Annotated in this window: 18 protein-coding genes; 16 read left to right on the top strand and 2 right to left on the bottom strand. The window is 68.0% G+C overall.

The window, feature by feature from the left end:
* The first annotated feature begins 62 nt into the window (after positions 1 to 62).
* From EDF39_RS14635 to cydC, 8 genes are all read left to right on the top strand, one after another.
* A complete protein-coding gene (locus EDF39_RS14635) occupies positions 63 to 905 on the top strand; it encodes an ABC transporter ATP-binding protein (protein WP_123944174.1) in 843 nt (280 codons plus the stop codon).
* A complete protein-coding gene (locus EDF39_RS14630) occupies positions 902 to 1,582 on the top strand; it encodes an ABC transporter permease (protein WP_123944172.1) in 681 nt (226 codons plus the stop codon). Before EDF39_RS14635 ends, EDF39_RS14630 begins: the two co-directional genes overlap by 4 nt.
* Positions 1,579 to 2,325, top strand: coding sequence for an ABC transporter permease (locus tag EDF39_RS14625; protein ID WP_123944170.1), 747 nt, complete (start codon positions 1,579 to 1,581; stop codon positions 2,323 to 2,325). The genes EDF39_RS14630 and EDF39_RS14625 overlap by 4 nt, the downstream gene beginning before the upstream one ends.
* Positions 2,325 to 3,251 carry an ABC transporter substrate-binding protein gene (locus tag EDF39_RS14620; RefSeq protein ID WP_123944168.1) on the top strand — a complete coding sequence of 309 codons (927 nt, stop codon included), beginning with the start codon at positions 2,325 to 2,327 and terminating at the stop codon, positions 3,249 to 3,251. Before EDF39_RS14625 ends, EDF39_RS14620 begins: the two co-directional genes overlap by 1 nt.
* A gap of 259 nt (positions 3,252 to 3,510) precedes the next feature.
* Positions 3,511 to 4,923 carry a cytochrome ubiquinol oxidase subunit I gene (locus EDF39_RS14615; protein WP_123944166.1) on the top strand — a complete coding sequence of 471 codons (1,413 nt, stop codon included), beginning with the start codon at positions 3,511 to 3,513 and terminating at the stop codon, positions 4,921 to 4,923.
* Positions 4,923 to 5,927, top strand: a complete 1,005-nt coding sequence (gene cydB, locus EDF39_RS14610; protein WP_123944164.1) for a cytochrome d ubiquinol oxidase subunit II — start codon at positions 4,923 to 4,925, stop codon at positions 5,925 to 5,927. Before EDF39_RS14615 ends, cydB begins: the two co-directional genes overlap by 1 nt.
* A 10-nt stretch (positions 5,928 to 5,937) precedes the next feature.
* On the top strand, positions 5,938 to 7,626 hold the full coding sequence (gene cydD, locus EDF39_RS14605; protein WP_123944162.1) for a thiol reductant ABC exporter subunit CydD: 1,689 nt from the start codon (positions 5,938 to 5,940) through the stop codon (positions 7,624 to 7,626).
* The gene (gene cydC / locus EDF39_RS14600; protein ID WP_123944159.1) at positions 7,623 to 9,314 is read left to right on the top strand and encodes a thiol reductant ABC exporter subunit CydC; all 1,692 of its coding nucleotides are present in this window, start codon (positions 7,623 to 7,625) and stop codon (positions 9,312 to 9,314) included. Before cydD ends, cydC begins: the two co-directional genes overlap by 4 nt.
* Before the next feature lie 327 nt (positions 9,315 to 9,641).
* On the opposite strand, the gene EDF39_RS14595 is transcribed toward cydC, so the two are convergent.
* On the bottom strand, positions 9,642 to 10,376 hold the full coding sequence (locus tag EDF39_RS14595; protein ID WP_158613238.1) for an aminotransferase class IV: 735 nt from the start codon (positions 10,374 to 10,376) through the stop codon (positions 9,642 to 9,644).
* 12 nt (positions 10,377 to 10,388) lie between these two features.
* On the opposite strand from EDF39_RS14595, the gene EDF39_RS14590 reads away from it, so the two are divergent.
* From EDF39_RS14590 to holA, 6 genes are all read left to right on the top strand, one after another.
* A complete protein-coding gene (locus EDF39_RS14590) occupies positions 10,389 to 11,768 on the top strand; it encodes an anthranilate synthase component I family protein (RefSeq protein ID WP_123944155.1) in 1,380 nt (459 codons plus the stop codon).
* 115 nt (positions 11,769 to 11,883) lie between these two features.
* Entirely contained in the window at positions 11,884 to 14,424 is a 2,541-nt protein-coding gene (gene leuS / locus EDF39_RS14585; protein ID WP_199726223.1) for a leucine--tRNA ligase, read from the top strand.
* Between the two features lie 229 nt (positions 14,425 to 14,653).
* A complete protein-coding gene (locus tag EDF39_RS14580) occupies positions 14,654 to 15,334 on the top strand; it encodes a helix-hairpin-helix domain-containing protein (protein ID WP_123944151.1) in 681 nt (226 codons plus the stop codon).
* A 91-nt stretch (positions 15,335 to 15,425) separates the two neighbouring features.
* Complete coding sequence (locus EDF39_RS14575; protein WP_123944149.1) at positions 15,426 to 16,304, top strand: NAD(P)-dependent oxidoreductase; 879 nt, start codon at positions 15,426 to 15,428, stop codon at positions 16,302 to 16,304.
* Positions 16,305 to 16,479: 175 nt separating this feature from the next.
* Positions 16,480 to 18,939 (top strand): ComEC/Rec2 family competence protein, encoded by a 2,460-nt coding sequence (locus tag EDF39_RS14570; protein ID WP_123944147.1) that lies wholly within the window; start codon positions 16,480 to 16,482, stop codon positions 18,937 to 18,939.
* Positions 18,855 to 19,880, top strand: a complete 1,026-nt coding sequence (gene holA / locus EDF39_RS14565) for a DNA polymerase III subunit delta (RefSeq protein WP_123944145.1) — start codon at positions 18,855 to 18,857, stop codon at positions 19,878 to 19,880. Before EDF39_RS14570 ends, holA begins: the two co-directional genes overlap by 85 nt.
* Positions 19,881 to 20,185: 305 nt before the next feature.
* Here holA and rpsT read toward each other — a convergent pair whose 3' ends face one another.
* A complete protein-coding gene (gene rpsT, locus EDF39_RS14560) occupies positions 20,186 to 20,446 on the bottom strand; it encodes a 30S ribosomal protein S20 (protein ID WP_055958372.1) in 261 nt (86 codons plus the stop codon).
* A gap of 297 nt (positions 20,447 to 20,743) precedes the next feature.
* On the opposite strand from rpsT, the gene EDF39_RS14555 reads away from it, so the two are divergent.
* Positions 20,744 to 21,883: a pyridoxal phosphate-dependent aminotransferase gene (locus tag EDF39_RS14555; protein WP_123944143.1), complete on the top strand. Its 1,140-nt coding sequence runs from the start codon at positions 20,744 to 20,746 to the stop codon at positions 21,881 to 21,883.
* Between the two features lie 122 nt (positions 21,884 to 22,005).
* The gene (gene lepA / locus EDF39_RS14550; RefSeq protein ID WP_055958365.1) at positions 22,006 to 23,856 is read left to right on the top strand and encodes a translation elongation factor 4; all 1,851 of its coding nucleotides are present in this window, start codon (positions 22,006 to 22,008) and stop codon (positions 23,854 to 23,856) included.

Raw genomic sequence — 23,856 nt, 5'->3', positions numbered from 1 at the left:
CCACGAAGAAGGTGCCCGAAGAAACTGTCCATCGGTGCCATGTCCAGCGAGAAGGGTCGCCCATGATCGAGTTCCGCTCGGTAACCAAGCAGTATCCCGACGGAACTCGTGCCGTCGAAGACTTCAGCCTCGTGATCCCCTCCCGCAAGACGACGGTCTTCGTCGGTTCCAGCGGGTGCGGTAAGACCACGATCCTCCGGATGATCAACCGAATGGTCGATCCCACCTCGGGGTCGATTCAGATCGACGGCGACGACATCGGCGGCCTCGAGCCGGTGGGTCTCCGGCGCAGCATCGGCTACGTCATGCAGAACTCCGGGCTGCTTCCGCACCGCAAGGTGGTCGACAACATCGCGACGGTGCCACTCCTCAAAGGCGTCAAGAAGGCCGAAGCAAGGATCCGGGCGCTCGAGCTGATGGACACCGTCGGTCTCGATCGCGCGTTTGCCGACCGCTACCCGAGCCAGCTCTCGGGCGGCCAGCAGCAGCGGGTCGGCGTCGCGCGGGGTCTTGCCGTCGACCCGAACATCCTGCTGATGGATGAGCCGTTCGGCGCCGTGGATCCTCTGGTTCGCTCCGACCTCCAGGAGGAACTGATCCGCCTCCAGCGCGACCTCGACAAGACGGTCGTCTTCGTCACCCACGACATCGACGAGGCCTTTTACCTGGGCGACCAGGTCGTGATCCTCAAGAAGGGCGGCCACATCGCCCAGGTCGGCTCTCCCGCCGAGATCCTCGCGAACCCGGCCGACGACTTCGTGGCGGATTTCGTCGGGGCGAACCGCGGAAAGCGGGCGTTGCACATCGAGGAGACGGCGTCGGGCTCGATCGTCGTCGATGCCGACGGTCGCCCTGCGGGCACTCTGACCGGCCGAGTTCCCGTGGCGGATCGGCCTTTGTCGTGAAGTGGGTTCTCGAGAACCTTCCCTACCTCGCCGACTCGGCGTGGGCGCACCTCCAGCTGAGTATCCCTCCCATCATCCTGTCGTTCGTATTGAGCGTGCCGCTCGGGTGGCTGGCGAACCGCTATCGACTGTTCCGTGGGCCGCTCCTCACGGTCGCCGGTCTGCTCTACGCGATCCCGTCGCTGCCGTTGTTGATTGTCCTCAGCGTCGTCGTCGGCCTCGGGCTCCGCAGCCCGGTCAACGTCGTGATCGCTCTGACCCTCTACGGCATGGCGCTCATGGTGCGTTCGACCGCCGATGCGCTCGACGCGGTCGAGCCCGATGTTCGGCAGTCGGCCACGGCCATGGGATTCAGCGGCCTCGGTCGCTTCTTCTCCGTCGACTTTCCCCTCGCCGGCCCCGTGCTCTTGGCCGGGATGCGCGTGGTCGTCGTGAGCACCGTCAGTCTGGTGACCGTCGGGGGAGTGCTCGGCATCAACGGGCTGGGCCTTCTCTTCACCGACGGGCTGCAGCGCGGCATCATTGCCGAGATCGTCGCCGGTATCGTCTTGACGGTTGCCCTGGCACTGATCCTCGACGGTCTGCTCGTGCTCCTCGGACGCCTCCTCATGCCGTGGTCGCGTGCCACCGCGGCTCCGACTCGCCGTGCCGCCCGACGGATGATGGCCACCGCATGAACTTCTTCAGCAGTGCCTTCTCGTACATCGTCGATCCGGCCAACTGGTCGGAGGTCGCGCCAAACCCGATCGGCGACCGCCTCGCCGAGCACCTCTGGTACACGCTCGTGGCCCTCGTCATCTCGGCGGTCATCGCCATTCCGATCGGTCTCGCCATCGGTCACACCGGACGCGGACGCTCAGCCGCGGTGCTCATCTCGGGTGGTGCGCGTGCCCTGCCGACCTTCGGTGTAATCACGCTTCTGGCAGTCCTTCTCGGCATCGGTCTCCGAGCACCGCTCATCTCGTTTGTGATCCTGGCTATCCCGTCGATTCTCGCCGGGGCCTACTCGGGCCTCGAAGCGGTGGACCGCAAGACGATCGACGCGGCGCGCGCGATGGGCATGACCGAATGGCAGATCCTGCGACAGGTCGAGGTGCCTCTCGGACTCCCACTCATCATCGGCGGCCTCCGCTCCGCGACACTGCAGATCGTGGCGACGGCCACCCTCGCCAACTATGTCGGTGCTGGCGGCCTCGGGGTTTTCATCTTCCTCGGCCTCGGCAACAACGACTTCTCCACAATCCTCGTCGGCGCGATCCTCGTGCTCGTGCTCGCCATCGTCCTGGAGATCGTCTTCTCGATCATCCAGCGCCTCGTCGTCCCCGCGGGTGTCCGCGCGGGACGCACTCAGAACGACCGCCCGGGAGCAACCCGTTCCCGCGCGGTAGTGGGATCCCCACTCCAGGAAGGAAGCAAGTGATGTTCACAGCGAAGAGAGGCCGGCTCGCCCTCGTGGGCGCAGTCGCGATCGGGGCTATGGTCGCCCTGGCAGGGTGCTCGTCAAGCGACCCGCTCAAGTCGGGATCGGATGAAACGGCGTCCGGTGACACGATCGTGATCGGCTCGCAGCAGTACTACTCGAACGAGATCGTCGCCGAGGCGTACGCCCAGGCGCTCGAGAACGCCGGGTTCAAGGTCGACCGCCAGTTCAACATCGGTCAGCGCAACGTCTACCTGCCCGAGCTCGAAAAGGGCACGATCGACGTCATGGCCGACTACAGCGGAAGCCTGCTGCAGTACTACGACGCCAAGACCACCGCGAAGAGCGAGGACGACATCGTCGCTGCTCTGCCGGATGCACTGCCGGACGGATTGCGGGTCCTCAAGGCCGCCGAGGCGACCGACCAGGACACGTACACCGTCACCAAGAAGTTCTCGGAAGACAACTCGATCACGAGCCTCGCCGACTTGAAGGACTACTCGGGCAAGCTCGTCGTCGGAGCGAACGCCGAGTTCCAGACCCGTCCGTACGGCATCACCGGCCTCAAGTCGGTCTACGGCGCCACGGCGACTCTCAAGACCATCAGCGACTCCGGCGGAGCGAACACCGTCGCCGCGCTGAAGAACGGTCAGGTCCAGCTCGCCGACATCTACTCGGCCAGCCCGGCGATCAAGGCGAACGACTTCGTCAGCCTCGAAGACCCCGAGAACATGATCCTGCCGCAGCACGTGATCCCCGTGGTCGACGACAAGGTCGACTCGAAGGCTGCCGGCATCATCGAGGACGTCAACGCGAAGCTCACGCAGGCCACGCTGATCGACCTCAACACCACGAGCGTCGACGACAAGTCGTCGGCCGCCGTCATCGCAAAGAAGTTCCTGAGCGATTCCGGGCTCGTCAAGTAACGTCGCAGCACCCCGGAAGGGCCGTCGTTCGAGTCAGAGGCACTCGAACGGCGGCCCTTCTTCTGTGCCATCCGCGCTCGTGACAGCAGTCTCTCGGGATCGAGCGTTCCCCGGCGTGATCAGGCTTTTCGCAGGTGAGACGGCCCGATTGGGGCCCGCCGGACTCCTAGGGTTTAAGTGTCCCCAGGAAGTCGCAACGACGAGACGACCACCCCTCGGAATGACAAGAGGCACCCGTGAACCACCCGGTGAGCATCGCATGAACGAGCTACTCGATCCGCTCCTTCTTTCGAGATGGCAGTTCGGCCTCACGACCATCTACCACTTCTTGTTCGTGCCTCTCACGATCGGCATGGGCTTCACCGTCGCCGTCTTCCAGACCGCTTGGTACCGCACAGGCCGTGCTCACTACCTCCAGCTGACGAAGTTCTTCGGCCGCATCTTCCTGATCAACTTCGCAATGGGCGTCGTCACCGGAATCGTGCAGGAGTTCCAGTTCGGCATGAACTGGTCGGAGTACTCCCGCTTCGTCGGCGACGTGTTCGGCGCTCCGCTCGCCCTCGAGGGCCTCCTCGCGTTCTTCCTCGAGGCGACGTTCCTCGGCGTCTGGATCTTCGGATGGGACCGCGTGCCCAAGGGCCTGCACCTCACCTCGATCTGGGGTGCGACCATCGGCAGCATCGCGTCGGCCTACTTCATCATCTGCGCCAACTCGTTCATGCAGCACCCGGTCGGCTACGCCATCAACGAGGAGAAGGGCCGTGCCGAGCTCACGAGTCTCTGGGAGGTGCTGACCAACAAGGTCGCCCTCGCGGCGTTCCCGCACACGCTCTTCGCCTGCTTCATGGTCTCGGCCGCCGTCATCATCTCGGTCGCCGCCTGGCACCTGCACCGCAACCAGCACCTCGAGACCATGCGTCCGGCCCTGCGGTTCGGTATGTGGATGATGCTCGCCGCCGGCGCGCTCACCGTGCTCTCGGGCGACCAGCTCGGCCTCGCCATGGTCGAGACCCAGCCGATGAAGATGGCTGCGGCCGAGGCGCTCTACAAGACGTCGACCGGCTTCGACGCGTCGTTCTCGGTCTTCACCCTCGGCACTCCCGACGGTGTGAGCGAGCTCTTCAGCATCCGCATCCCGTACCTGCTGTCGTTCCTGTCGACGCACACGTTCACCGGCACGGTCGAGGGCATCAACAACCTCCAGGCGCAGTACGTCTCGGCGTACGGCCCCGGCGACTACACGCCGATCATCTGGGTGACCTACTGGGCCTTCCGCTGGATGATCGCCCTCGGCATCCTCGCGATCATGATCGCGGCCGTGGGCCTCTGGATCACCCGCAAGGGTCGCATGCCGCAGAACAAGCGGGTCTGGCGCGCCGCGACCTGGAGCTTCCCACTCCCGCTCGCCGCCATGGTGATCGGCTGGATCTTCACCGAGATGGGTCGACAGCCCTGGCTCGTCTTCGGGCTGCTCAAGACGAGCGACGGCGTCTCGCCCGGCACCACCGGCGTCGAGGTGCTCATCTCGCTGCTCGCCTTCACCGCGATCTACGGGACGCTCATGGTCGTCGAGTTCCGGTTGATCCTGAAGGCCGCGCAGAAGGGGCCCGACGCCCCAACCAAGGTCGACGAGACCACCGGCAAGCTGATGCACGAAGCGACGGTCTATTGATGAGTCTCCCCGATATCTGGTTCCTGCTGATCGGCCTGTTCTTCACGGGGTACTTCGTGCTCGACGGCTTCGACTTCGGTGTGGGAATGTCGCTGCCGTTCCTCGGCCGCGACGACACCGACCGCCGCGTGCTCATCAACACCATCGGCCCCGTCTGGGATCTCAACGAGACCTGGGTGATCGTCGCCGGCGCCGCCCTCTTCGCGGCGTTCCCGGAGTGGTACGCGACCGTGTTCAGCGGCTTCTACCTGATCATGCTGATGATCCTGCTCGCGCTGATCCTCCGCGGAGTCTCGTTCGAGTATCGGCACCAGCGGCCCGACCACAAGTGGAAGCGCAACTTCGACCGGATGATCTTCATCGGCTCCGTGGTGCCGGCTTTCCTCTGGGGTGTCGTCTTCGCCAACATCGTTCGCGGCCTCGCGCTCGATGCGAACTTCGACTACATCGGATCCTTCGCCGACCTCTTCAACTGGTACTCGGTCGTCGGCGGCCTGGCCACCCTGCTGCTCTTCTTCACGCACGGGCTCATCTTCGTGTCGCTCAAGACCGATGGTGAGATCAGGATCCGGGCGCGCCATCTGGCCACCCGCGTCGGTGTCGCCACCATCGTCGTGGCCGGCGGGTTCCTCCTCGCCACCAGCCTCGCTCACGGTCGCCCGCTTTCAATCGCCCTCTCCGGTGTCGCGGTCGTCACCCTCGTCACCTCGTTCGTCTCGAACCTCCGCGGTCGCGAAGGGGTCTCGTTCGCCTTCATGGCGGCGACGATCGCGGTGACGGTGGCGAGCCTGTTCGCCGCCCTCGTTCCGAACGTGCTCGTGGCGACGAACGACCCGGCCAACACGATGACGATCCTGAACTCGTCGAGCGGCGAATACACCCTGTCGATCATGAGCTGGATCTCTTTGATCTTCGTGCCGCTGATCCTCGGCTACCAGGGGTTCACGTACTGGATCTTCCGCAAGCGCGTCACCCGTTCGCTCATCACCGCGTCGGCGCACTGACGGTCGCGCCGTGAAGCCCCTCGATCCGCGCCTGCTGCGCTACGCCTCGTCCGTCCGGTCGTTCCTGGTAGCAGGTGCGGCCCTCGGCGTGGTGCAGACGGCCGCGACGGTCGCCTTCGCCTGGTTCGTCTCGCAGGCGGTCGTCGCGGTCGTTGCGGGGCGTTCGGGGGAGCTGCCGCCGCTTCTCCTCGGGCTCGGGGCGACCCTCGTCGTTCGTTCGGCGCTGCTGTGGGGGCTGGAGGCACTGTCTGCGCGAACGGCCGTTCGCGTCAAGAGCCAGCTGCGGTCGCGGCTCGTCGGGGCAATCGCCGGTCAGGGTCGCGCGTGGGTGGCCGCTCACGGTTCGGCTCGACTCGCCACCCTGGTGGGGCCGGGTCTCGACGCACTCGACGAGTATTTCGCCAAATATCTGCCGCAGCTGATCCTGACGGCGCTGGCGACCCCGCTGCTCGTGGTCGTCCTCTTCACCCAGGACGCCCTCACCGGCATCATCGTCGTCGTGACTCTGCCGCTGATCCCGGTCTTCATGATCCTGATCGGCTGGACGACCCGCTCCGCTCAGGCCCGCCAGTGGGAGCGCCTGGCCGGCCTCGCCACGGCGTTCCTCGACGCGGTCGGGGGCCTCTCGACCCTGAAGGTCTTCGGTCGCGACCGGAGACAGGTGCGACGGATCGGCGCCATCACCGACGAGTACCGCACCGAGACGATGAAGGTCTTGCGGGTGTCGTTCCTCTCCGGGTTCGCCCTCGAGATGGCCGCCTCGCTCTCGGTCGCTCTGGTCGCGGTCGCCATCGGGCTCCGGCTCGTCTCCGGGTCGATCGAGCTGCCGGTCGGCCTGTTCCTGCTGCTCCTCACCCCCGAGGCCTATCTGCCGCTGCGCCAGGTCGGGGCGAACTACCACGCTGCCGCCGACGGTGTGGCCGCTGCCGACGAGGTGTTCGGGGTGCTCGACCAGCAGGTCGGTGCGGCTCCGGCGAGAGCTTCGGGCGGCTCCGCGGATCCTTCGTCTTCTGAATCGGTCGGGCACGCCGACGTGTTAGAGGTACGGGGGCTCAGCGTGGCCTTCGACGGGCGGCGCGTCTTCGACCCGGTCGATCTCGACCTTCCGGTCGGTCTCGTGACGTCGATCTCAGGATCCAGCGGGGTCGGCAAGTCGACACTGCTCGCCGCCCTCCTCGGAACAGCGCCGCACGAGGGTACGGTGCGCTGGCACACGGCCGACCGTGCACCGCTCGCGACCGACATCGCGTGGTCGGGTCAGCGTCCGGCGCTGTCGGCCGGCACGATCGCCTCGAACGTCGCGCTCGGCGACCGAGTCGACCTTCTCGCGGTCAGAGAAGCTCTTGCGACCGCCGGAGTGGGCGACGTCGAGGCCGAATCGCTCCTCGGGGCCGGCGGAACAGGACTCTCGGGCGGCCAGTCCCAGCGGGTCGCGCTCGCTCGAGCCATCTATCGGGTGCGCCGCCGCGGGTGCCGGTTGCTGCTCGTCGACGAACCGACATCGGCCCTCGACGCCGACTCCGAGGCCGTGCTCGTCAACGGGCTGCGGGCCATTGCAGCGACCGGCGTGGCCGTGCTCGTCGTGACCCACCGCCCCGCGGTCGCCGAGGCCGCCGATGTCGCCCTCACGCTGACGCCCTCGGGCCTCGTCGCCGGTGCCAAGTCTGTCTCTCCGTCTGCTCGGGAGGTCTCGGCATGACGAATTCGATCCTTCGAACCGCACAGCCGTCGCTCCGCCGCAGCTGGCCGGGACTCGCCGCGGGGGTGCTGAGCGCGCTGAGCGGTGTCGCGCTCCTCGCGATGAGTGCCTACCTCATCACCCGCGCCGCCGAACAGCCCCCGATCCTGTACCTGTCGATCGCCATCGTGTCGGTGCGGCTCTTCGCGCTGACTCGAGCGGTCTTCCGCTACCTCGAGCGAGTGGCGAGCCACGACGCCGCGTTCCGCCAACTCGCCGTGGTGCGGACGGGCCTCTACCGGCGACTCGTGCGAATCGCCCCCGCCGGTCTCGGCCGGACGGATCGCGGTGATCTGCTCAGCCGGGTCGTGAGCGACGTCGACGCGCTGCAAGATCTACCGTTGCGGGTCGTGCAGCCCCTCGTCATCTCGGGTGTCTCGGCGCTCGCGGCTGTCGTCGCGGTGTTCATCGTCGCACCGCGGGCGGGGCTCGTGCTACTCGTCGGCCTCCTCGTGGCGTTCGTCGTGGGCTGCCTTCTCGCCTCCCGGCTGGCGCGAACGTCGGAGATGGATCTGGCCGAGCGTCGCGGTGCCCTGTCGGCGGCTGTGCTCGACACCGTCCAGAACCTCGATGTCTTGGTCGCGTTCGGGGCAATCGACGGTCAGCTCGATCGGGTCGACGCCCTGGACGTCGATCTTCGCAGCGCGTCGTTGCGACGGGCTTCGAGCGCAGGCATCGTCGCCGGGCTGATCGCCCTCGTCTCGGGTGCCACGGTGTTGTTCTCGATCCTCGCCGCCGCGCCCTCGCTCGGCCACGGTCTCACCGGCCCCGAATTCGCTCTCGTCGCACTCGTGCCGCTGGCCGTCTTCGAGGTCGTCGGAGCCGTTCCCGTCGCCGTGCTCGCCTGGCGGAAGGTCGCCGCAAGCGCCCGCCGGGTCGACGAGGCCGCCCCGTCGAGCTCCCCGGTCGGTGTCGTGATCGACGACGAGCCCGACGACGCTCCCGCCGGCGTGGCCCTGGAGCTCGGGCCCGTGGGATCGCCGGCGCTGGCGCTTGCGGGATTGGGGGCGGCCTGGCCTGAACCCGACGGCGGTGCGTCGTCGTCGCCGGCTCTCTCCGACGTCACTCTCGAGGTGGCGGTGGGTGATCGCGTGCTCATCGAAGGGCCGAGCGGCGCCGGTAAGACGACGCTCGCGCAGGTGCTGGTGCGCTTTCTCGACCACTCGGGCTCGTACCGAATCGGGGGAGTGGCCGACGCCGAACTCCGCCCCGCTGATGTCCGTGCGACCGTCGGGCTCGTCGAGCAGACGCCGTACCTCTTCGATGAGAACATCCGGCAGAATCTCCTGTTCGCGTGCGACACGGCAACCGACGACGAGCTCACCGGGGTGCTCGAGCGGGTGGGGCTCGGCGAGTGGCTTCGAGAGCGCGGCGGGTTGACGGCGCGACTCGGCGAACGGGGCGAACTGGTCTCGGGCGGTCAGGCCCAGCGGATCTCCCTGGCCAGGGCCCTGCTGCGCGGTTTCCCGATCCTGGTGCTCGACGAGCCCGCGGCGGGGGTCGACCCCGCTGTCGCCGACGAGCTCCTGCGCGACCTTCTGACGGCCGCGGCTGCCGACGGCACCACGGTGATCCTGATCTCGCACGTGCCGGTGGCGGCGTCTCTCGTGACGCGGCGGGTGCGGTTAGCTGACGGTCGCTTGGCGTAGTTGCTCCGTTCGGGAGTGCGGCGCCGCGGGCTTCGAGTGCCGCCAAATGCATGCCCGACCGGTGCCTGAGCGGCATTTGGCGGCACTCGGCGACTCGCACTGACTGGGCGCCTCGTGCTGACTGGGCGCCTCTCACTGACTGGGCGCCGCGAGCCACCTGCGGCGAGTGCCGCCGAATACATGCCCGACCGGTGCCCGAGCGGCATTTAGCGGCACTCGGCGACTGAACCTGACCGGGCGCCGCGAGCCACCTACCGCGAGTGGCGCCGAATGCTGCCCCGAGGGCGTTCCGCACGGCATAGGGCGGCACTCAGCACCGCGCGGCCGCTAACCCACCGGACGCCTCAGCGTGTCCAGCCGGGCACGCCACGCCCGCAGCCGCCCGGGCTGGGCGGCCAGCGCCGGGCCGCCCACCCACTTCGTCGCGATCCGCGGCCCGTGCAGCGACCCGAGCGACCAAACCTCGTGGCCCTCCAGGTCGGAGGGCTCGACCAGCTCGGGAACGATCTCGACCCCGAGTGCTGTCGCCAGGGTCACCAGGGCGCTCTCGGTGATGCTCGGCAGGCGTGCGAGCGACTCGTCGACGATGCAGAGCGAATCGCCGCGCCACCAGACGATCGACGAGTAGTTGCCCTCGACGACCAGCCCGTCGGGGGAGAGGATCACCGCCTCGTCTGCACCAGCCCGGGCGGCTGCCGATCGGAGGGCGTCTAAGCGTGCGAGGTCGGGCCCCTTCACGAGCGGCGTCGTGCGTGGGTCGCCGGACGCGGTCGCGAGCACGAGCGACTCCGACCCGGTGGGCGCCGGGCGCGGTGACACCTTGAAGGTCGGTGTCGAGCTCCCCTCCGGCAGGGCCCACGAGATGCGCGGAAACCAGCGACCGTCCGACGGCACATCGGCGACCGAGGCATCCCAGAACGAACCCGCCTCCTCGGCGAGATCGGCATCGTGCTCGGCCACGGACGTGACGAACCGCGACCGGTGGGCTGCGGCGGCAAGGATCCGCCCCCCGTCGACGAGGAACGAGTCGACCACCAGAGTTTGCGCCGCGCCGGGTTTCATACAATCAACCCTATGCGGCAGTTGCTTCCCGGCTGGATCGCCGCCGAGACGGTGGTCAGGCGCTTCGGCGACGCCGGCGACGTCGTGTGGCTCGACGCCGGAGCCGCGAGCGACCTGGCAGGTGGCCGGCCTCTGGCCGGACATCCGACGACGACGCTGGTCGGCTGGGGAGACCGCAGGATCCTCGCCCACGCCTCTACACAGGGCGCCATCGCGGGCGCCCTCCGCGACCTCGACACCGCCCTCGCCGCGGGGGCCAGCGAAGCGGAAGCGCCCCTCGGCTGGTGGGGCCTCGTCGGCTACGGAGTAGCGGCCGAGCTCTTGGCGCCGGGAGACCCGGCGTGGGCGGCGGCCCTGGCCGACGACACCCACCCCGATCTCGGGCTGCTCGAAGTCGATCGGGCCCTCGTCTTCGACCACGTGCGGGGCACCGTGGAGCTGGTGACCCGGGGCGATCACGCCGACTGGGTCGAAGCGCTGATCGGCTGGTGGAATGGTGGCCCGGTGGCGGCAGCCGCGGATCCTGCGCTCGGGTCTTTCGAGACGGTCTCAGCCGCTGACCCGGAGTGGCGCGACGACGACGCCGGGTTCGTCGAGCTGGTGGAGCGGTGTCGGGCTGCGATTCACGAGGGTGAGGCGTTCGTGCTCTGCCTGACGACCGCCGTCTCGGTGCCGACCTCGGCGGTCGACCTCGATCTCTACGCACGTCTGCGGCGGCACTCACCGGCACCACGAGCATCGTTCGTGCGCATCGGCGAGCTCGCGCTGATCGGGGCGAGCCCGGAGTCGTTCCTGCAAATCGACACTGACGGGCGAGTGTCGACGTCGCCGATCAAGGGGACGAGGATCCGCGACTCCGACCCCGAGGTCGATGCCGAGAGCGCGGCAGAGCTCCGTGGCAACGCGAAGGAGCGCGCCGAGAACCTGATGATCGTCGACCTGATGCGGAACGACCTCGGGCGAGTGTGCGAGGCGGGGTCGGTCGAGGTGCCGGAGCTGTTCGCGGTGCATTCGTACGAGCACGTGCACCAGCTGGTCAGCACGGTCACCGGCCGCGTGCGTCGTGGGCTGAGCGGAGTGGATGTGCTGCGCGCGACGTTCCCGCCAGGATCGATGACCGGCGCTCCGAAGCACAGCTCGGTGGCGCTGCTGCAGTCGTTCGAGGGGCATCCCCGCGGGGTGTATTCGGGCGTCGTGGGCCGGTTCGGCTATGACGGCACGACCGATCTCGCCGTCGTGATCCGCTCGATCGCGCTCGATCTCGCCTCGGGCACCGCGCGCGTCGGCGTCGGGGCCGGCATCACCGAGGGATCGGTGCCGACCGACGAGCTGACCGAGGTGCACGCCAAGGCTGCCCCGCTGCTGCAGGTGCTCGGCGCGGCGAGTCGCTAATCTAGATCGTCGGGCCTGCAACCGCCTTGCAGCCCTGCCCCCAAGACGTGAAGCGAGAACCTCAGTGGCACACGAGCACGACCAGAACAGCGCACCCCACGACGACCAGTTCGGAGTGGGCGGCTACGACTTCGCGAGCCTTCAGACGAAGTGGCAGGCCATCTGGGAGGAACGCCAACCCTTCACGGTCAGCGACGCCAGCGACAAGCGCCCGCGCAAGTACGTGATGGACATGTTCTCGTACCCCTCCGGCGACCTGCACATGGGTCACGCCGAGGCGTTCGCGTTCGGCGACGTGGTCGCCCGCTACTGGTGGCAGCAGGGCTTCCAGGTGCTGCACCCCGTCGGCTGGGATTCCTTCGGGCTCCCCGCCGAGAACGCCGCCATCAAGCGCGGCACCGACCCGCGCGAGTGGACCTACTCGAACATCGACCAGCAGCGCGCCGCCATGAAGGCCTACGGCGTCTCGGTCGACTGGACCCGCGAGATCCACACCTCCGACCCCGAGTACTACAAGTGGAACCAGTGGCTGTTCCTCAAGATGTACGAGAAGGGCCTCGCCTACCGCAAAGACAGCTGGGTCAACTGGGATCCGGTCGACCAGACAGTTCTCGCGAACGAGCAGGTGCTGGCCGACGGCACCTCCGACCGCTCGGGTGCCGTCGTGGTCAAGAAGAAGCTGACCCAGTGGTACTTCAAGATCACCGACTACGCCGACCGTCTGCTCGACGACCTCAACCAGCTCGAGGGCCGCTGGCCGTCGAAAGTCCTGGCCATGCAGCGCAACTGGATCGGCCGCTCGACCGGCGCCGACGTCGACTTCGTCGTCGAGGGTCGCTCTGAGAAGATCACGGTCTTCACGACGCGCCCCGACACCCTGTTCGGCGTGACGTTCATGGTGGTCGCCCCCGAGTCCGACCTCGCCGCCGAACTCGTAGCGGGGCAAGACGACGCGCAGATTCGCGCGGTGTTCCAGGACTTCCTCACCGAGGTGCAGAAGTCCAGCGAGATCGAGCGGATGACCGCCGACCGCCCCAAGAACGGTGTGTTCCTCGGTCGCTACGCGAAGAATCCGATCACGGGGGAGCGGATCCCCGTCTGGGCCGCCGACTACGTGCTGCCCGACTACGGTCACGGCGCCGTCATGGCCGTGCCCGCGCACGATCAGCGCGACCTCGACTTCGCGCTCAAGTACGACCTGCCCGTTCGGGTGGTCGTCGACGTGAACGCGCCCGTCACCGGTGTGATCCCGGCTCTCGAGCTCGATGAGAACGGTCTGGCGATCCTGCCCGACGACCTCGAGCCGTCCAACCCGGCCGAGACCGGCGAGGCGCTGACCGGCGAGGGCCGCCTGCTCAACTCGGGTGTGTTCACCGGCCTGTCGAAGTCGACCGGAATCAAGAAGATCATCGAGGCGCTCGAGACGTCGGGAGACGGCCGCGCCGCCAAGACGTACCGGCTGCGCGACTGGCTCATCTCGCGCCAGCGCTTCTGGGGCACCCCCATCCCGATCATCCACGGTGCCGACGGCACCGAGGTGCCGGTGCCGTACGACCAGCTCCCCGTCGAGCTGCCGTCCACCGAGGGTCTCGACCTGAAGCCGAAGGGCCAGTCACCCCTGGGCGCCGCCACCGAGTGGGTCTCCGTGAAAGATCCCCGCGACGGCTCCGACGCCCTCCGAGACCCCGACACGATGGACACCTTCGTCGACTCGTCGTGGTACTACCTGCGCTACCTGAACCCGAACGACCCCGACAAGGCGTTCGACCCGAAGGAGGCCGACAAGTGGGCCCCCGTCGACCAGTACGTCGGTGGAGTCGAGCACGCGATTCTGCACCTGCTCTACGCGCGTTTCATCACCAAGGTCCTGTTCGACCTCGGCTACGTCGGATTCACCGAGCCGTTCAGCGCCCTGCTGAACCAGGGCATGGTGCTGTCGGGCGGCGCAAAGATGTCGAAGTCGAAGGGCGGGGTCAACCTCTCCGACGAACTCGCTCTCCACGGCGTCGACGCGATCCGGCTGACGATGGCCTTTGCTGGCCCGCCCGAAGACGACATCAACTGGGAAGACGTCTCGCCGGCCGGTGCCGCGAAGTTCCTGGCGCGCGCCTACCGTCTCGCGAAAGACGTGACCTCGGCTCCGGACGCCGTGTGGTCCGAGGGCGATCAGAACCTCCGCCGGGTGACACACCGCTTCCTCTCGGAGTCGCCCGGTCTCGTCGAGGCCTTCAAGTTCAACGTCGTCGTCGCGCGACTGATGGAGCTCGTCAACGCGATACGCAAGGTCGTGGACTCCGGCGCGGGGGCAGCCGACCCGGCTGTCCGCGAGGCCACCGAGACCGTGGCGCTCGCCCTGTCGCTCTTCTCGCCGTTCGTGGCGTCCGAGATGTGGGAGATGCTCGGCTACGACTCCGACGTCGCCACCTACGGCTGGCGCAAGGCCGACCCCACACTCCTGGTCGAGACGAGCATCACCGCGATCATCCAGGTCAACGGCAAAGTGCGCGACCGCATCGAGGTGTCGCCGAAGATCGCCTCCGACGAGCTCGAGAAGCTCGCCCGGGCTTCTGAGGCCGTCATTCGTGCCGTCGGCGACAAGGAGATCGTGAACGTGATCGTCCGTGCGCCGCGCGTGGTGAATATCGCCGTTCGCTGACTGTCGTTGTCTCGGGGCTCGACCCCCGGCCGGCCTCGGCCCTCCGGCGCCGGCCCTCCGGCCTCGGCGGGTGAGTGTCCAGGATCTGCTGATTTGGGAGGTCTCCGATCAGCAGATCGTGGACACTCACCGGTCGAACCAGGTCTCCCCAGGAGGGGCTAGGGGCGGCTTGTCTACAGGGTTGGCAGCCACGGGATCTGCAGCACGGGGGCTTCCCTAGCGTCGAGGGATGACCACTCAGCTCCGCACATCTGAGCCCCGCCCACCGGACTTCCGCGAGCCCGGCTCCGCACCGCGCTGGCGAATCGGCGTCGGTGCCGCGGTCGTCGCAGCCCTCGTCCTCTTCGGAGTGCTCGTGGTCGTGTCGGCACTGAGGTCGGGCGGCGCGGCTGTCTCCGACGTCCCCCTCACATCCGGCTCGACCCCCGCCACGAGCCGCCCCACCGCCTCCGCCTCCGCTTCGGCCGGGCCGACCGTCTTCGTTCACATCCTCGGCCGAGTCCGCAAACCCGGGCTCTACGAGGTAGCCGGCACGGCGCGGGCCGTCGACGTTGTCGCCGCTGCCGGCGGCTTTCAGAACGACGCCGACCAGGCCGCTCTGAACCTCGCCCGCACCGTCACCGACGGCGAGCAGATCGTCGTTCCGCGGGTGGGCGAGTCACCGCCTCCTCTTCCTCCCGCAGGATCCGACAGCTCGGCTTCCGACCCCGGCACCGCGCCCGTCGACCTGAACGCGGCCGATGAGGCCGCCCTCGAGACCCTCACCGGGGTGGGTCCAGCGACCGCGGCCGCGATAATCGCCTGGCGCGACGAGCACGGCCGCTTCGAGTCGGTCGACGACCTCCTCGACGTCACGGGCATCGGCGAGAAGAAACTCCAGAAGCTTCGCGATGGGGTGGTGGTGCGGTGACGGCGCTTTCACCCGACCCTGAGTAAGTTCGTCTATGTCGTGTCGCTCGGATTCGATCGAAGTGCCGGATGCCGGTTCGAGGGAGAACACTATGAAGGTCGTCATCACAGGATCCCGCGGCAAAGTCGGTCGGGCCGCGGTCGAGGCGTTCGTGGCCGCCGGTCACGATGTGCTCGGCGTCGATCTGGTGCGTCCGGTGTTCGACGCCGGCGTCACCGTACCGGGTCGGTACATGATGGCCGACCTCACCGATGCCGGCTCCGCGTACGCGGTCGTCGCCGGGGCCGATGTGGTCGTCCACGTCGCGGCCATCCCGCAGCCGACCGGCAACCCGCCGCATGTCGTGTTCCAGACCAACCTCATGTCGACGTTCAACCTGATCGAGGCGGCCGTCCGCTTCGGTGTCACGCGTTTCGTCAACGTGTCGAGCGAGAGCATCGTCGGCAACTTCTTTCCGGAGCGGCCCTTCCTGCCCGACTATGCGCCCGTCGACGAAGACCACCCGCTGTACCCGCAGGATCCTTATGCTCTGTCGAAGTCGTTCGGTGAGCAGCTCATTGATGCTGCAGTGCGCCGCTCCGACATTCGGGCGATCTCGATCCGGCCGAGCACGGTGCACAACGAAGACAACTACGAGGAGAACCTCGGCAAGCAGGTGCGAGACCCCTCGAACCTCAGCGCGAATCTGTGGAGCTACATAGACGTCTACGACCTCGCCGACGCCCTCGTGCTGTCAGGCGAGTCTGATCTTCCGGGCCATGAGGTGTTCTACATCGCCTCTCCCGACAATGCGGGCGGGCACGATTTCGCCGCGCTTCTCCGCGAGCATTACGGAGACCAGATCGAGCTGCGCCCCCTCGACCGAGTCGACGCCTCCGGTATCTCGATCGCCAAAGCCCGCCGACTCCTCGGCTGGAATCCCACCCGGTCATGGCGTGACTACCTCGACGAGCAGGGGCACGCGCTCTAAGAATCGCCGCCACGGTCTCCACAGGCCGACCCGACAACGACTTATCCACATAGAGCTCGCGGGCCCGTCGCAGTCGTCGTCGCCTTCTCTACCGTCGAGGCATGCCCTCTGCACGCGACTGCTCCGCCCGACGTAGCACACCCTCCGCTGCCTGCGGCTGCAGCAGGGCCGAGCCGTGATCGACGTGCGATTGGGCGCCCCGGCAGCGCTGGGCTGGGCGGCCCTGGCGGGAGTGCTCCCTCAGCCGGGCGCACTCGGGCCTACTGCAGCGGTCTGTGGGGGAGTCGGGGTGGCGGCGCTCGGATCCTGCGCTCTGGTCGCCCGGCGGTGGCGTTCCACGATGGCGTCTCTGTCGCTGGCGCTGTTGGTCGTCGCCCTGCTGACGGCGATCGCTGTGCTGCAGGCACCTGCCCGTGCCCCGGAACGACTGGTCGCACTGGCCGACCGGTCGGCCACGGTCGAGATGACCGGCCGTGTCGTCGGAGTGCCGACCGCAGACCGCGTTGCGCTAGCGGTCACCGACGTGCGCGCACGGGGTGTGCCGGTCGTGTCGGGAGCGAACGTGCCGATGCTCGTGCTGGGGCTGGCGGCCGAACGGTTACCCGGCGCGGACGACCGCGTGTTACTCACCGGGCGTCTCGGCGTGGCCGATCCGGGCGGCAGCATCGCCTTTCTGCTTCGACCCGCCGGCGACATCGAGGTCGTGTCACGCGCCTCCGGCGTCCACGCCGTCGCGGCCACCCTGCGGGAGTCGTTCACTCGCACATCCCAGGGCCTCCCCGGCGACGGCGGAGACCTGCTGCCGGGCCTCACGATCGGCGACACCTCCCGCGTCGACGAAGGCCTTGACGCCGCGATGAAAGCCTCGTCGCTGGCACACCTCACCGCCGTCAGCGGAGCGAACTGCGCCGTGCTCGTCGCGCTGATCCTTGCGATCGGGGCCCTTCTCAGAGCGCCAAGGATCCTGGTGTCGTCACTCGCCATCGTCGTCCTCGCCGGCTTCGTCGTGCTGGTCACCCCCGAGCCCAGCGTCGTCCGCGCCGCCGTGATGGCCGTTCTCGCCCTGGTGGCCCAGGCCGCGGGTCGCCCCGTGCGCGGTCTGCCACTCGTCTCGCTCGCCGTCGTCATCCTCCTCGTCACCGACCCGTGGCTGGCGCGGTCGTACGCCTTCGCGCTTTCCGTTCTCGCCACCGTCGGGCTCGTCGTGCTCACGAGGCCGCTCGTTGCGCTCCTCGCCCGCGTGATGCCCGAGCCGCTCGCCCTTGCGCTCGCGGTGCCGGTTGCTGCGCAGGCCGCGGTGCAGCCGCTGCTGCTGAGCCTCGACCCGGGCATCGCCGTTTTGGGGGTGCCGGCGAACGTGCTCGCGGATCCTGCGGCACCGCTCGCCACCGTGCTCGGCCTGATGGCCTGCCTGCTGGGGCCGGTGTGGCCGTTTGGCGCGGGCGTCGCTGCCGCGGCCGCATGGGCCCCCGCCTCGTGGATCGCACTCGTCGCCCGCGGCGCCGCCGCACTCCCGTCGATGAGGCTGGAGACCGACGGTTCGCTCCTCGCCATCGGGGTCTGTGTCGTAGCGACCGCACTCGCGGGTGTGGCGATTCTGCTGCCGTCGCACCGTCGGAGCCGGCTCGTCACCACGCTCGTGCTGGCGGGCCTCCTGCTGCCGCTCGGCGCCGTCGCGGTCGGCGGCACACTCGGGCGACGCGCCACCCTGTCTCCCGACTGGCAGATTGCACAGTGCGACGTCGGTCAGGGCGACGCGGTGCTGCTTCGGTCGGCGGGGCGCGTCGCGCTGGTCGACACCGGCGACGACGCCACGCTTCTGCGGTCGTGTCTCGACCTCCTCGCGATCAAGCGGTTGGATCTGCTCGTCCTCACGCACTTCGACGCCGACCACGTCGGGGCCGCCCCGTCGCTCACCGGCCGGGTCCAGTCTCTACTCGTCGGCCCGGGTGAGGGGCCGCGTGATGAACGGCTCGTTGCAACTCTTCGCCGCGGCGGGGCAACCGTGATCGACGCCCGGCCGGGGGAGTCGCTCGACCTGGGCGATCTGTCGCTCGAGGTGCTCTGGCCACCCGAGAAGACGGAGGCAGGCAACGGGGCCAGTGTGGCCCTGCGGGTGGAGCCCCGGGTCGGGTGTGCCGGATCCTGCCTGTCTGCCGTTCTCCTCGGCGACCTCGACGAGACCGCCCAGCGTCGCCTGCTCGGGCGCGGTCTCGGCGTCGGTCCGGTCGACGTCGTGAAGGTGTCGCATCACGGATCGCGCGACCAGAGCCCCGAGCTGTATCGATCCCTCGGCGCTCGGGTCGCGCTCATCGGGGTCGGAGCCGGCAACACCTACGGGCACCCCGTACCCGCGACGGTTCGCCTTCTCGAGCGAACCGGGGCAAGGGTCGTCCGGTCAGACCGCGACGGGACGGTGGCCCTGACGGGAACCGCCGATGGCCGTATCTCGCTCTGGCAGAGCGGGGCGCGCCCGGCGTCGGCGGGTGCCTCTAGGCTTGACGACGAGCCGAGCCCGGTCGGGGCGGCGGGGCTGAGCGAAGGACGAAAATGGCGCGCGCGACGGGCAAGGCCACCACCGCGAAGGCCAAGATCGAGCAGTTGCCGTGGCACGGAATCCGGCCCGCGCGAGTGATCCTCGTCTCGGGGCCCGAGCAGTTCTTGGCCGACCGGTCGATCAGGCAGCTCCGCGACCAGCTCGTGGCCGAAGACCCGCGGCTCGAGATCAGCGACATCGAGGCCGACCACTACGCACCCGGGCAGCTGCTCACGGTGGCGAGCCCGTCGCTGTTCGCCGAGCCCCGCCTCATCCGCGTCTCGAACGTCGAGAAATGCACCGACGCCTTTCTGCTCGAAACGCTCGACTACATCGAGAACCCCGCCGACGACACCTACCTCGTGCTGCGACACGGCGGGGGCGTCCGGGGCAAGAAACTGCTCGACGCGCTTCGCGGAGGAGCCGGGGGAGCGATCGAGGTCATCTGCCTCGAATTGAAGAAAGACACCGAGAAGCTCGACTTCGCCGCCGCCGAGTTCGCCGCCGAGGGCCGCAGGGTCAGCGCGGGCGCACTCCGGGCCCTCGTGCAGGCCTTCCAAGACGACCTCGCCGAGCTGGCCGCCGCATGCCAACAGCTACTCGCCGACGGCGACGCGCAGATCACCGAGGCCACCGTCGAGAAGTACTACGCGGGCCGGGTCGAGACCACCGCGTTCAAGGTCGCCGACTCGGCGATCGCGGGCCGGCACGGCGAGGCCCTGATCCTGCTCCGTCACGCCCTCGCGTCCGGCCAAGATCCGGTGCCGATCGTGGCCGCGTTCGCCAACAAGCTGCGCACGATGGCGAAGGTGAGCGGTAGTCGCGCGTCGTCCGGCGAGCTCGCCTCGCGCTTCGGCATGGCTCCGTGGCAGGTGCAGAAGGCACAGCGCGACGTCAGCTCCTGGTCTGACGAGGGGCTCGGCAACGCCATCGACCTCCTGGCCACGACCGACGCCGCGGTCAAGGGCGCCGAACGCGATGCCGTCTATGCGCTCGAACGCATGGTCAGTGTGATCAGCCGGCGCGGCGACCTGCGCTGAGGCTCGCGCCGATTCGGCGACGGCCGCGGGCTACGTGAGCCTGCCGATCGCCGGGATCGCAGTTGTGGTCGGGTGCACCCGACCACGAGTGCGATCTCGCCGGGGCCGGGGCAGGGCCGCGCGGCCGCGGCGCGAGATGGCCGAATCGACGTCGAAACGCCCCACAGCGGCGTAGATCAGGCCATCTCGCGCGCGACGAGCACCCGACCACGGCGCACACGACGAAGGCCCCGCCTCCCGGAGGGGAGAGCGGGGCCTTCGTACGAGCACGAAGCGCCGGGCGAGAGCCGCCCAGAAGACGCAGCTTAGAGCGCGCTGACCTGCTTGGCGATGGCCGACTTGCGGTTCGCGGCCTGGTTCTGGTGGATGACACCCTTGCTGACGGCCTTGTCGAGCTTCTTCGACGCGACGACGAGAGCAGCGGTCGCAGCAGCCTTGTCGCCGGCGGCGATGGCGGTGTGCGTGGAGCGGAGGGCGGTCTTGAGGCCGCTCTTGACGGCCTTGTTGCGCTCCTGGGCCTTCTTGTTGGTGCCGATGCGCTTGATCTGCGACTTGATGTTTGCCACGGTGGTGACCCTTCGTCTGAGTGAGTTGTAGTTGTTGTACGCAGCCGACCAGACCTTTAGAGGGAAGTTCTGCTCGCGGTAGCGCGATGTCCGCCCGGCACGATGTCGAAAGACACTGACCAGATGAACGGTGGCTGCGATTCGCTGCGCAGCGGGGAAGCGGCAGCGGAAGCCAAAAATCAACACTACCAGGGGGTCCCTCCGCCCACAATGCAGGGCAGAGGCGCGTGTTGCCGACGGATTAGGCACCAAGACGCACGAAGCAAGCAGGAAACATCCGCGTAGTAGCGTCCCAGCATGCCTTCCCTCGCTCCGCACATCGAGTCCGTGCCGGGCTCCGGAATCCGTCGCGTCTTCGAGATCGCGATGAAGCTCGACGACGTCACGATGCTCGTGGTCGGCGAGCCCGACGTCCCGGTGGCCCGCCACATCATCGACGCCGCCCGCCGCGCCTGGGCCGAAGACCGCACGGGTTACACGCCGAACGGCGGCATCACGCCCCTTCGCGAGGCCCTCGTGGCGAAGCTCGCACGGGAGAACCAGATTCAGGCCGATGTCGAGCAGGTGTGGGTGACGGTGGGTGCGACGCAGGCGCTGCACCAGGCGATGGGGCTCGTCCTCAGCCCAGGATCCGAGATCCTCGTCCCCGATCCCGGCTACACGACCTTCACCATGAACGCCCACATGCTCGACGCCCGCGCCGTGCCCTACCAGCTCGCTCCCGAGGCGGAGTTCCAGCCCGACCTGGAGGCGCTCGAGCACCTCGTGACCGATCGAACGCGGGCGATCATCGTCAATTCCCCGTCGAATCCGCTCGGGGTGGTGTTCGGTGAAGCGACGCTCCGACGGATCCTTGATTTTGCGAAACGCCACGACCTCTGGGTGATCAGCGACGAGGTCTACGAGTACTTCACCTACGGGCCGAAGCACGTCAGTCTCGCGGCCTTGGATGACGACGATCGTGTCTTCAGCGTGTTCTCTCTCAGTAAGACGTACGCGATGACGGGCGTGCGCGTGGGGTATCTCGTCACGCCGAAGGGTCTCGCCGACACGATGCGCACGGTGCAGGAGGCCCAGATCAGCTGCGTCGCCGAGCCGGACCAGTACGCCGCCCTCGCCGCCGTGACCGGCGACAACCAGCCGGTGGCCGACGCTCGCGAGCACTACCGAGAGAGCCTCGACCTCGCCCGCGCCCTTCTCGACGAGCGCGGCCTCACCTATCTCGACCCGGAGGGCGCCTTCTACCTCTGGATCGACGTCTCCCACGCCTCGCGCGGCGACGTCGCGACCTGGGCCGAGGACTTCCTGCTGAGTCACCGCGTCGCCGTCGCACCGGGTAGCGCGTTCGGCCGCACGGGGGAGGGCTGGATCCGCATCAGCCTCGCCTCTCCCGCCGAGGCTCTCACTCGCGGCCTCTCGGCGCTTCCCGCGCCCTGACGCTCTTCTTCGGCCCCACAGAACAGAACCAAAGGATCCGACCCGGCGCCGACGAACCGCACCGTCGCCGGTCCGTGGGAGAATCGACGGACCGCACTCCCGTCTGCAATCAGAGAGTCTCCGTGAGCCCCAAAGCCGTCACCGCCCTCGAGCCGAAGTCGACCGCGCCCGACGCGATCCGCAACTTCTGCATCATCGCGCACATCGACCATGGCAAGTCGACTCTCGCCGACCGCATGCTCGGCATCACGGGCGTCGTCGAAGACCGTGCCATGCGCGCTCAGTACCTCGACCGGATGGACATCGAGCGAGAGCGCGGCATCACGATCAAGAGTCAGGCCGTGCGCATGCCATGGGCCCTCGACGGCAAGACGTACGCGCTCAACATGATCGACACTCCGGGGCACGTCGACTTCAGCTACGAGGTCTCCCGGTCGCTCGCCGCCTGCGAGGGCGCGATCCTGCTCGTCGACGCTGCTCAGGGCATCGAAGCCCAGACGCTCGCCAACCTGTACCTCGCTCTCGAGAACGACCTCGAGATCATCCCGGTGCTCAACAAGATCGACCTGCCGGCCGCCGACCCCGACAAGTACGCGGCCGAGTTGGCGCAGCTGATCGGCGGCGACCCGAAAGACGTGCTGCGCGTGAGCGGCAAGACCGGTGTCGGCGTCGAAGAGCTCCTCGACGTCGTGGTCAATCGCATCCCCGCGCCGAAGGGTGTCAAAGACGCTCCGGCCCGCGCCATGATCTTCGACTCGGTCTACGACAGCTACCGCGGCGTCATCACCTACGTGCGCATGATCGACGGCACCCTGTCGCCGCGCGAGAAGATCCAGATGATGTCGACCCGTGCTGTGCACGACATCCTCGAGATCGGTGTCTCGTCGCCCGAGCCCATCTCGTCGCAGGGCCTCAGCGTGGGAGAGGTCGGCTATCTGATCACCGGCGTGAAAGACGTTCGCCAGTCGAAGGTCGGCGACACGGTCACCACCGCTGCGAAGCCCGCGACCGAGGCCCTTGCCGGGTACACCGAGCCCCTGCCGATGGTGTTCTCCGGTCTCTACCCGATCGACGGCAGCGACTACCCGGTGCTCCGAGAGGCGCTTGACAAGCTCAAGCTCTCCGACGCCGCCCTCGTCTACGAGCCCGAGACGTCTGTTGCGCTCGGGTTCGGCTTCCGCTGCGGGTTCCTCGGCCTGCTGCACCTCGAGATCATCACGGAGCGCCTCGAGCGCGAGTTCAACCTCGACCTCATCACCACCGCGCCGAGCGTGGTCTACGAGGTCACCACCGAAGACAAAAACACGGTCACGGTCACCAACCCGTCGGAGTTCCCCGACGGCAAGATCTCGTCGGTCGCCGAGCCGATGGTCAAGGCCGCGATCCTGGCGCCGAAAGACTACGTCGGCGTGATCATGGAGCTCTGCCAGTCGCGTCGCGGCACCCTGCTCGGCATGGAGTACCTCGGTGAAGACCGGGTCGAGCTGCGCTACAACATGCCGCTCGGCGAGATCGTCTTCGACTTCTTCGACTCGCTGAAGAGCAAGACCCAGGGCTACGCCTCACTCGACTACGAGCCGAGCGGCGAGCAGGAGGCCGACCTCGTCAAGGTCGACATCCTTCTCCAGGGCGAACAGGTCGACGCCTTCTCGACGATCGTGCACCGCGACAAGGCGTATGCCTACGGCGTGCTGATGACGGGCCGCCTTCGCGAGCTCATCCCGCGACAGCAGTTCGAGGTGCCGATCCAGGCCGCCATCGGCGCCCGCATCATCGCTCGCGAGTCGATCCGCGCCATGCGCAAAGACGTTCTCGCCAAGTGCTACGGCGGCGACATCAGCCGCAAGCGCAAGCTGCTCGAGAAGCAGAAAGAGGGCAAGAAGCGCATGAAGACCATCGGTCGCGTCGACGTTCCTCAGGAGGCGTTCATCGCCGCGCTTTCGGGCGACGTGGAGAAAAAAGAGAAGAAGTAG

The organism is Frondihabitans sp. PhB161, from assembly GCF_003814635.1.
Classification (GTDB): Bacteria; Actinomycetota; Actinomycetes; order Actinomycetales; family Microbacteriaceae; genus Frondihabitans.
The sequence above is the reverse complement of the archived record's forward strand: the minus strand, read 5'-3'. Positions and strand labels throughout refer to the sequence as shown.

What these genes read in the sequence shown, in the direction of transcription:
- EDF39_RS14635 (WP_123944174.1), top strand. Translation starts at nt 63, where the DNA reads ATGATCGAGTTCCGCTCGGTAACCAAGCAGTATCCCGACGGAACTCGT.
- EDF39_RS14625 (WP_123944170.1), top strand. Translation starts at nt 1,579, where the DNA reads ATGAACTTCTTCAGCAGTGCCTTCTCGTACATCGTCGATCCGGCCAAC.
- EDF39_RS14620 (WP_123944168.1), top strand. Translation starts at nt 2,325, where the DNA reads ATGTTCACAGCGAAGAGAGGCCGGCTCGCCCTCGTGGGCGCAGTCGCG.
- EDF39_RS14615 (WP_123944166.1), top strand. Translation starts at nt 3,511, where the DNA reads ATGAACGAGCTACTCGATCCGCTCCTTCTTTCGAGATGGCAGTTCGGC.
- cydB (WP_123944164.1), top strand. Translation starts at nt 4,923, where the DNA reads ATGAGTCTCCCCGATATCTGGTTCCTGCTGATCGGCCTGTTCTTCACG.
- cydC (WP_123944159.1), top strand. Translation starts at nt 7,623, where the DNA reads ATGACGAATTCGATCCTTCGAACCGCACAGCCGTCGCTCCGCCGCAGC.
- EDF39_RS14595 (WP_158613238.1), bottom strand. Translation starts at nt 10,376, where the DNA reads ATGAAACCCGGCGCGGCGCAAACTCTGGTGGTCGACTCGTTCCTCGTC.
- EDF39_RS14590 (WP_123944155.1), top strand. Translation starts at nt 10,389, where the DNA reads ATGCGGCAGTTGCTTCCCGGCTGGATCGCCGCCGAGACGGTGGTCAGG.
- EDF39_RS14580 (WP_123944151.1), top strand. Translation starts at nt 14,654, where the DNA reads ATGACCACTCAGCTCCGCACATCTGAGCCCCGCCCACCGGACTTCCGC.
- EDF39_RS14575 (WP_123944149.1), top strand. Translation starts at nt 15,426, where the DNA reads ATGAAGGTCGTCATCACAGGATCCCGCGGCAAAGTCGGTCGGGCCGCG.
- holA (WP_123944145.1), top strand. Translation starts at nt 18,855, where the DNA reads ATGGCGCGCGCGACGGGCAAGGCCACCACCGCGAAGGCCAAGATCGAG.
- EDF39_RS14555 (WP_123944143.1), top strand. Translation starts at nt 20,744, where the DNA reads ATGCCTTCCCTCGCTCCGCACATCGAGTCCGTGCCGGGCTCCGGAATC.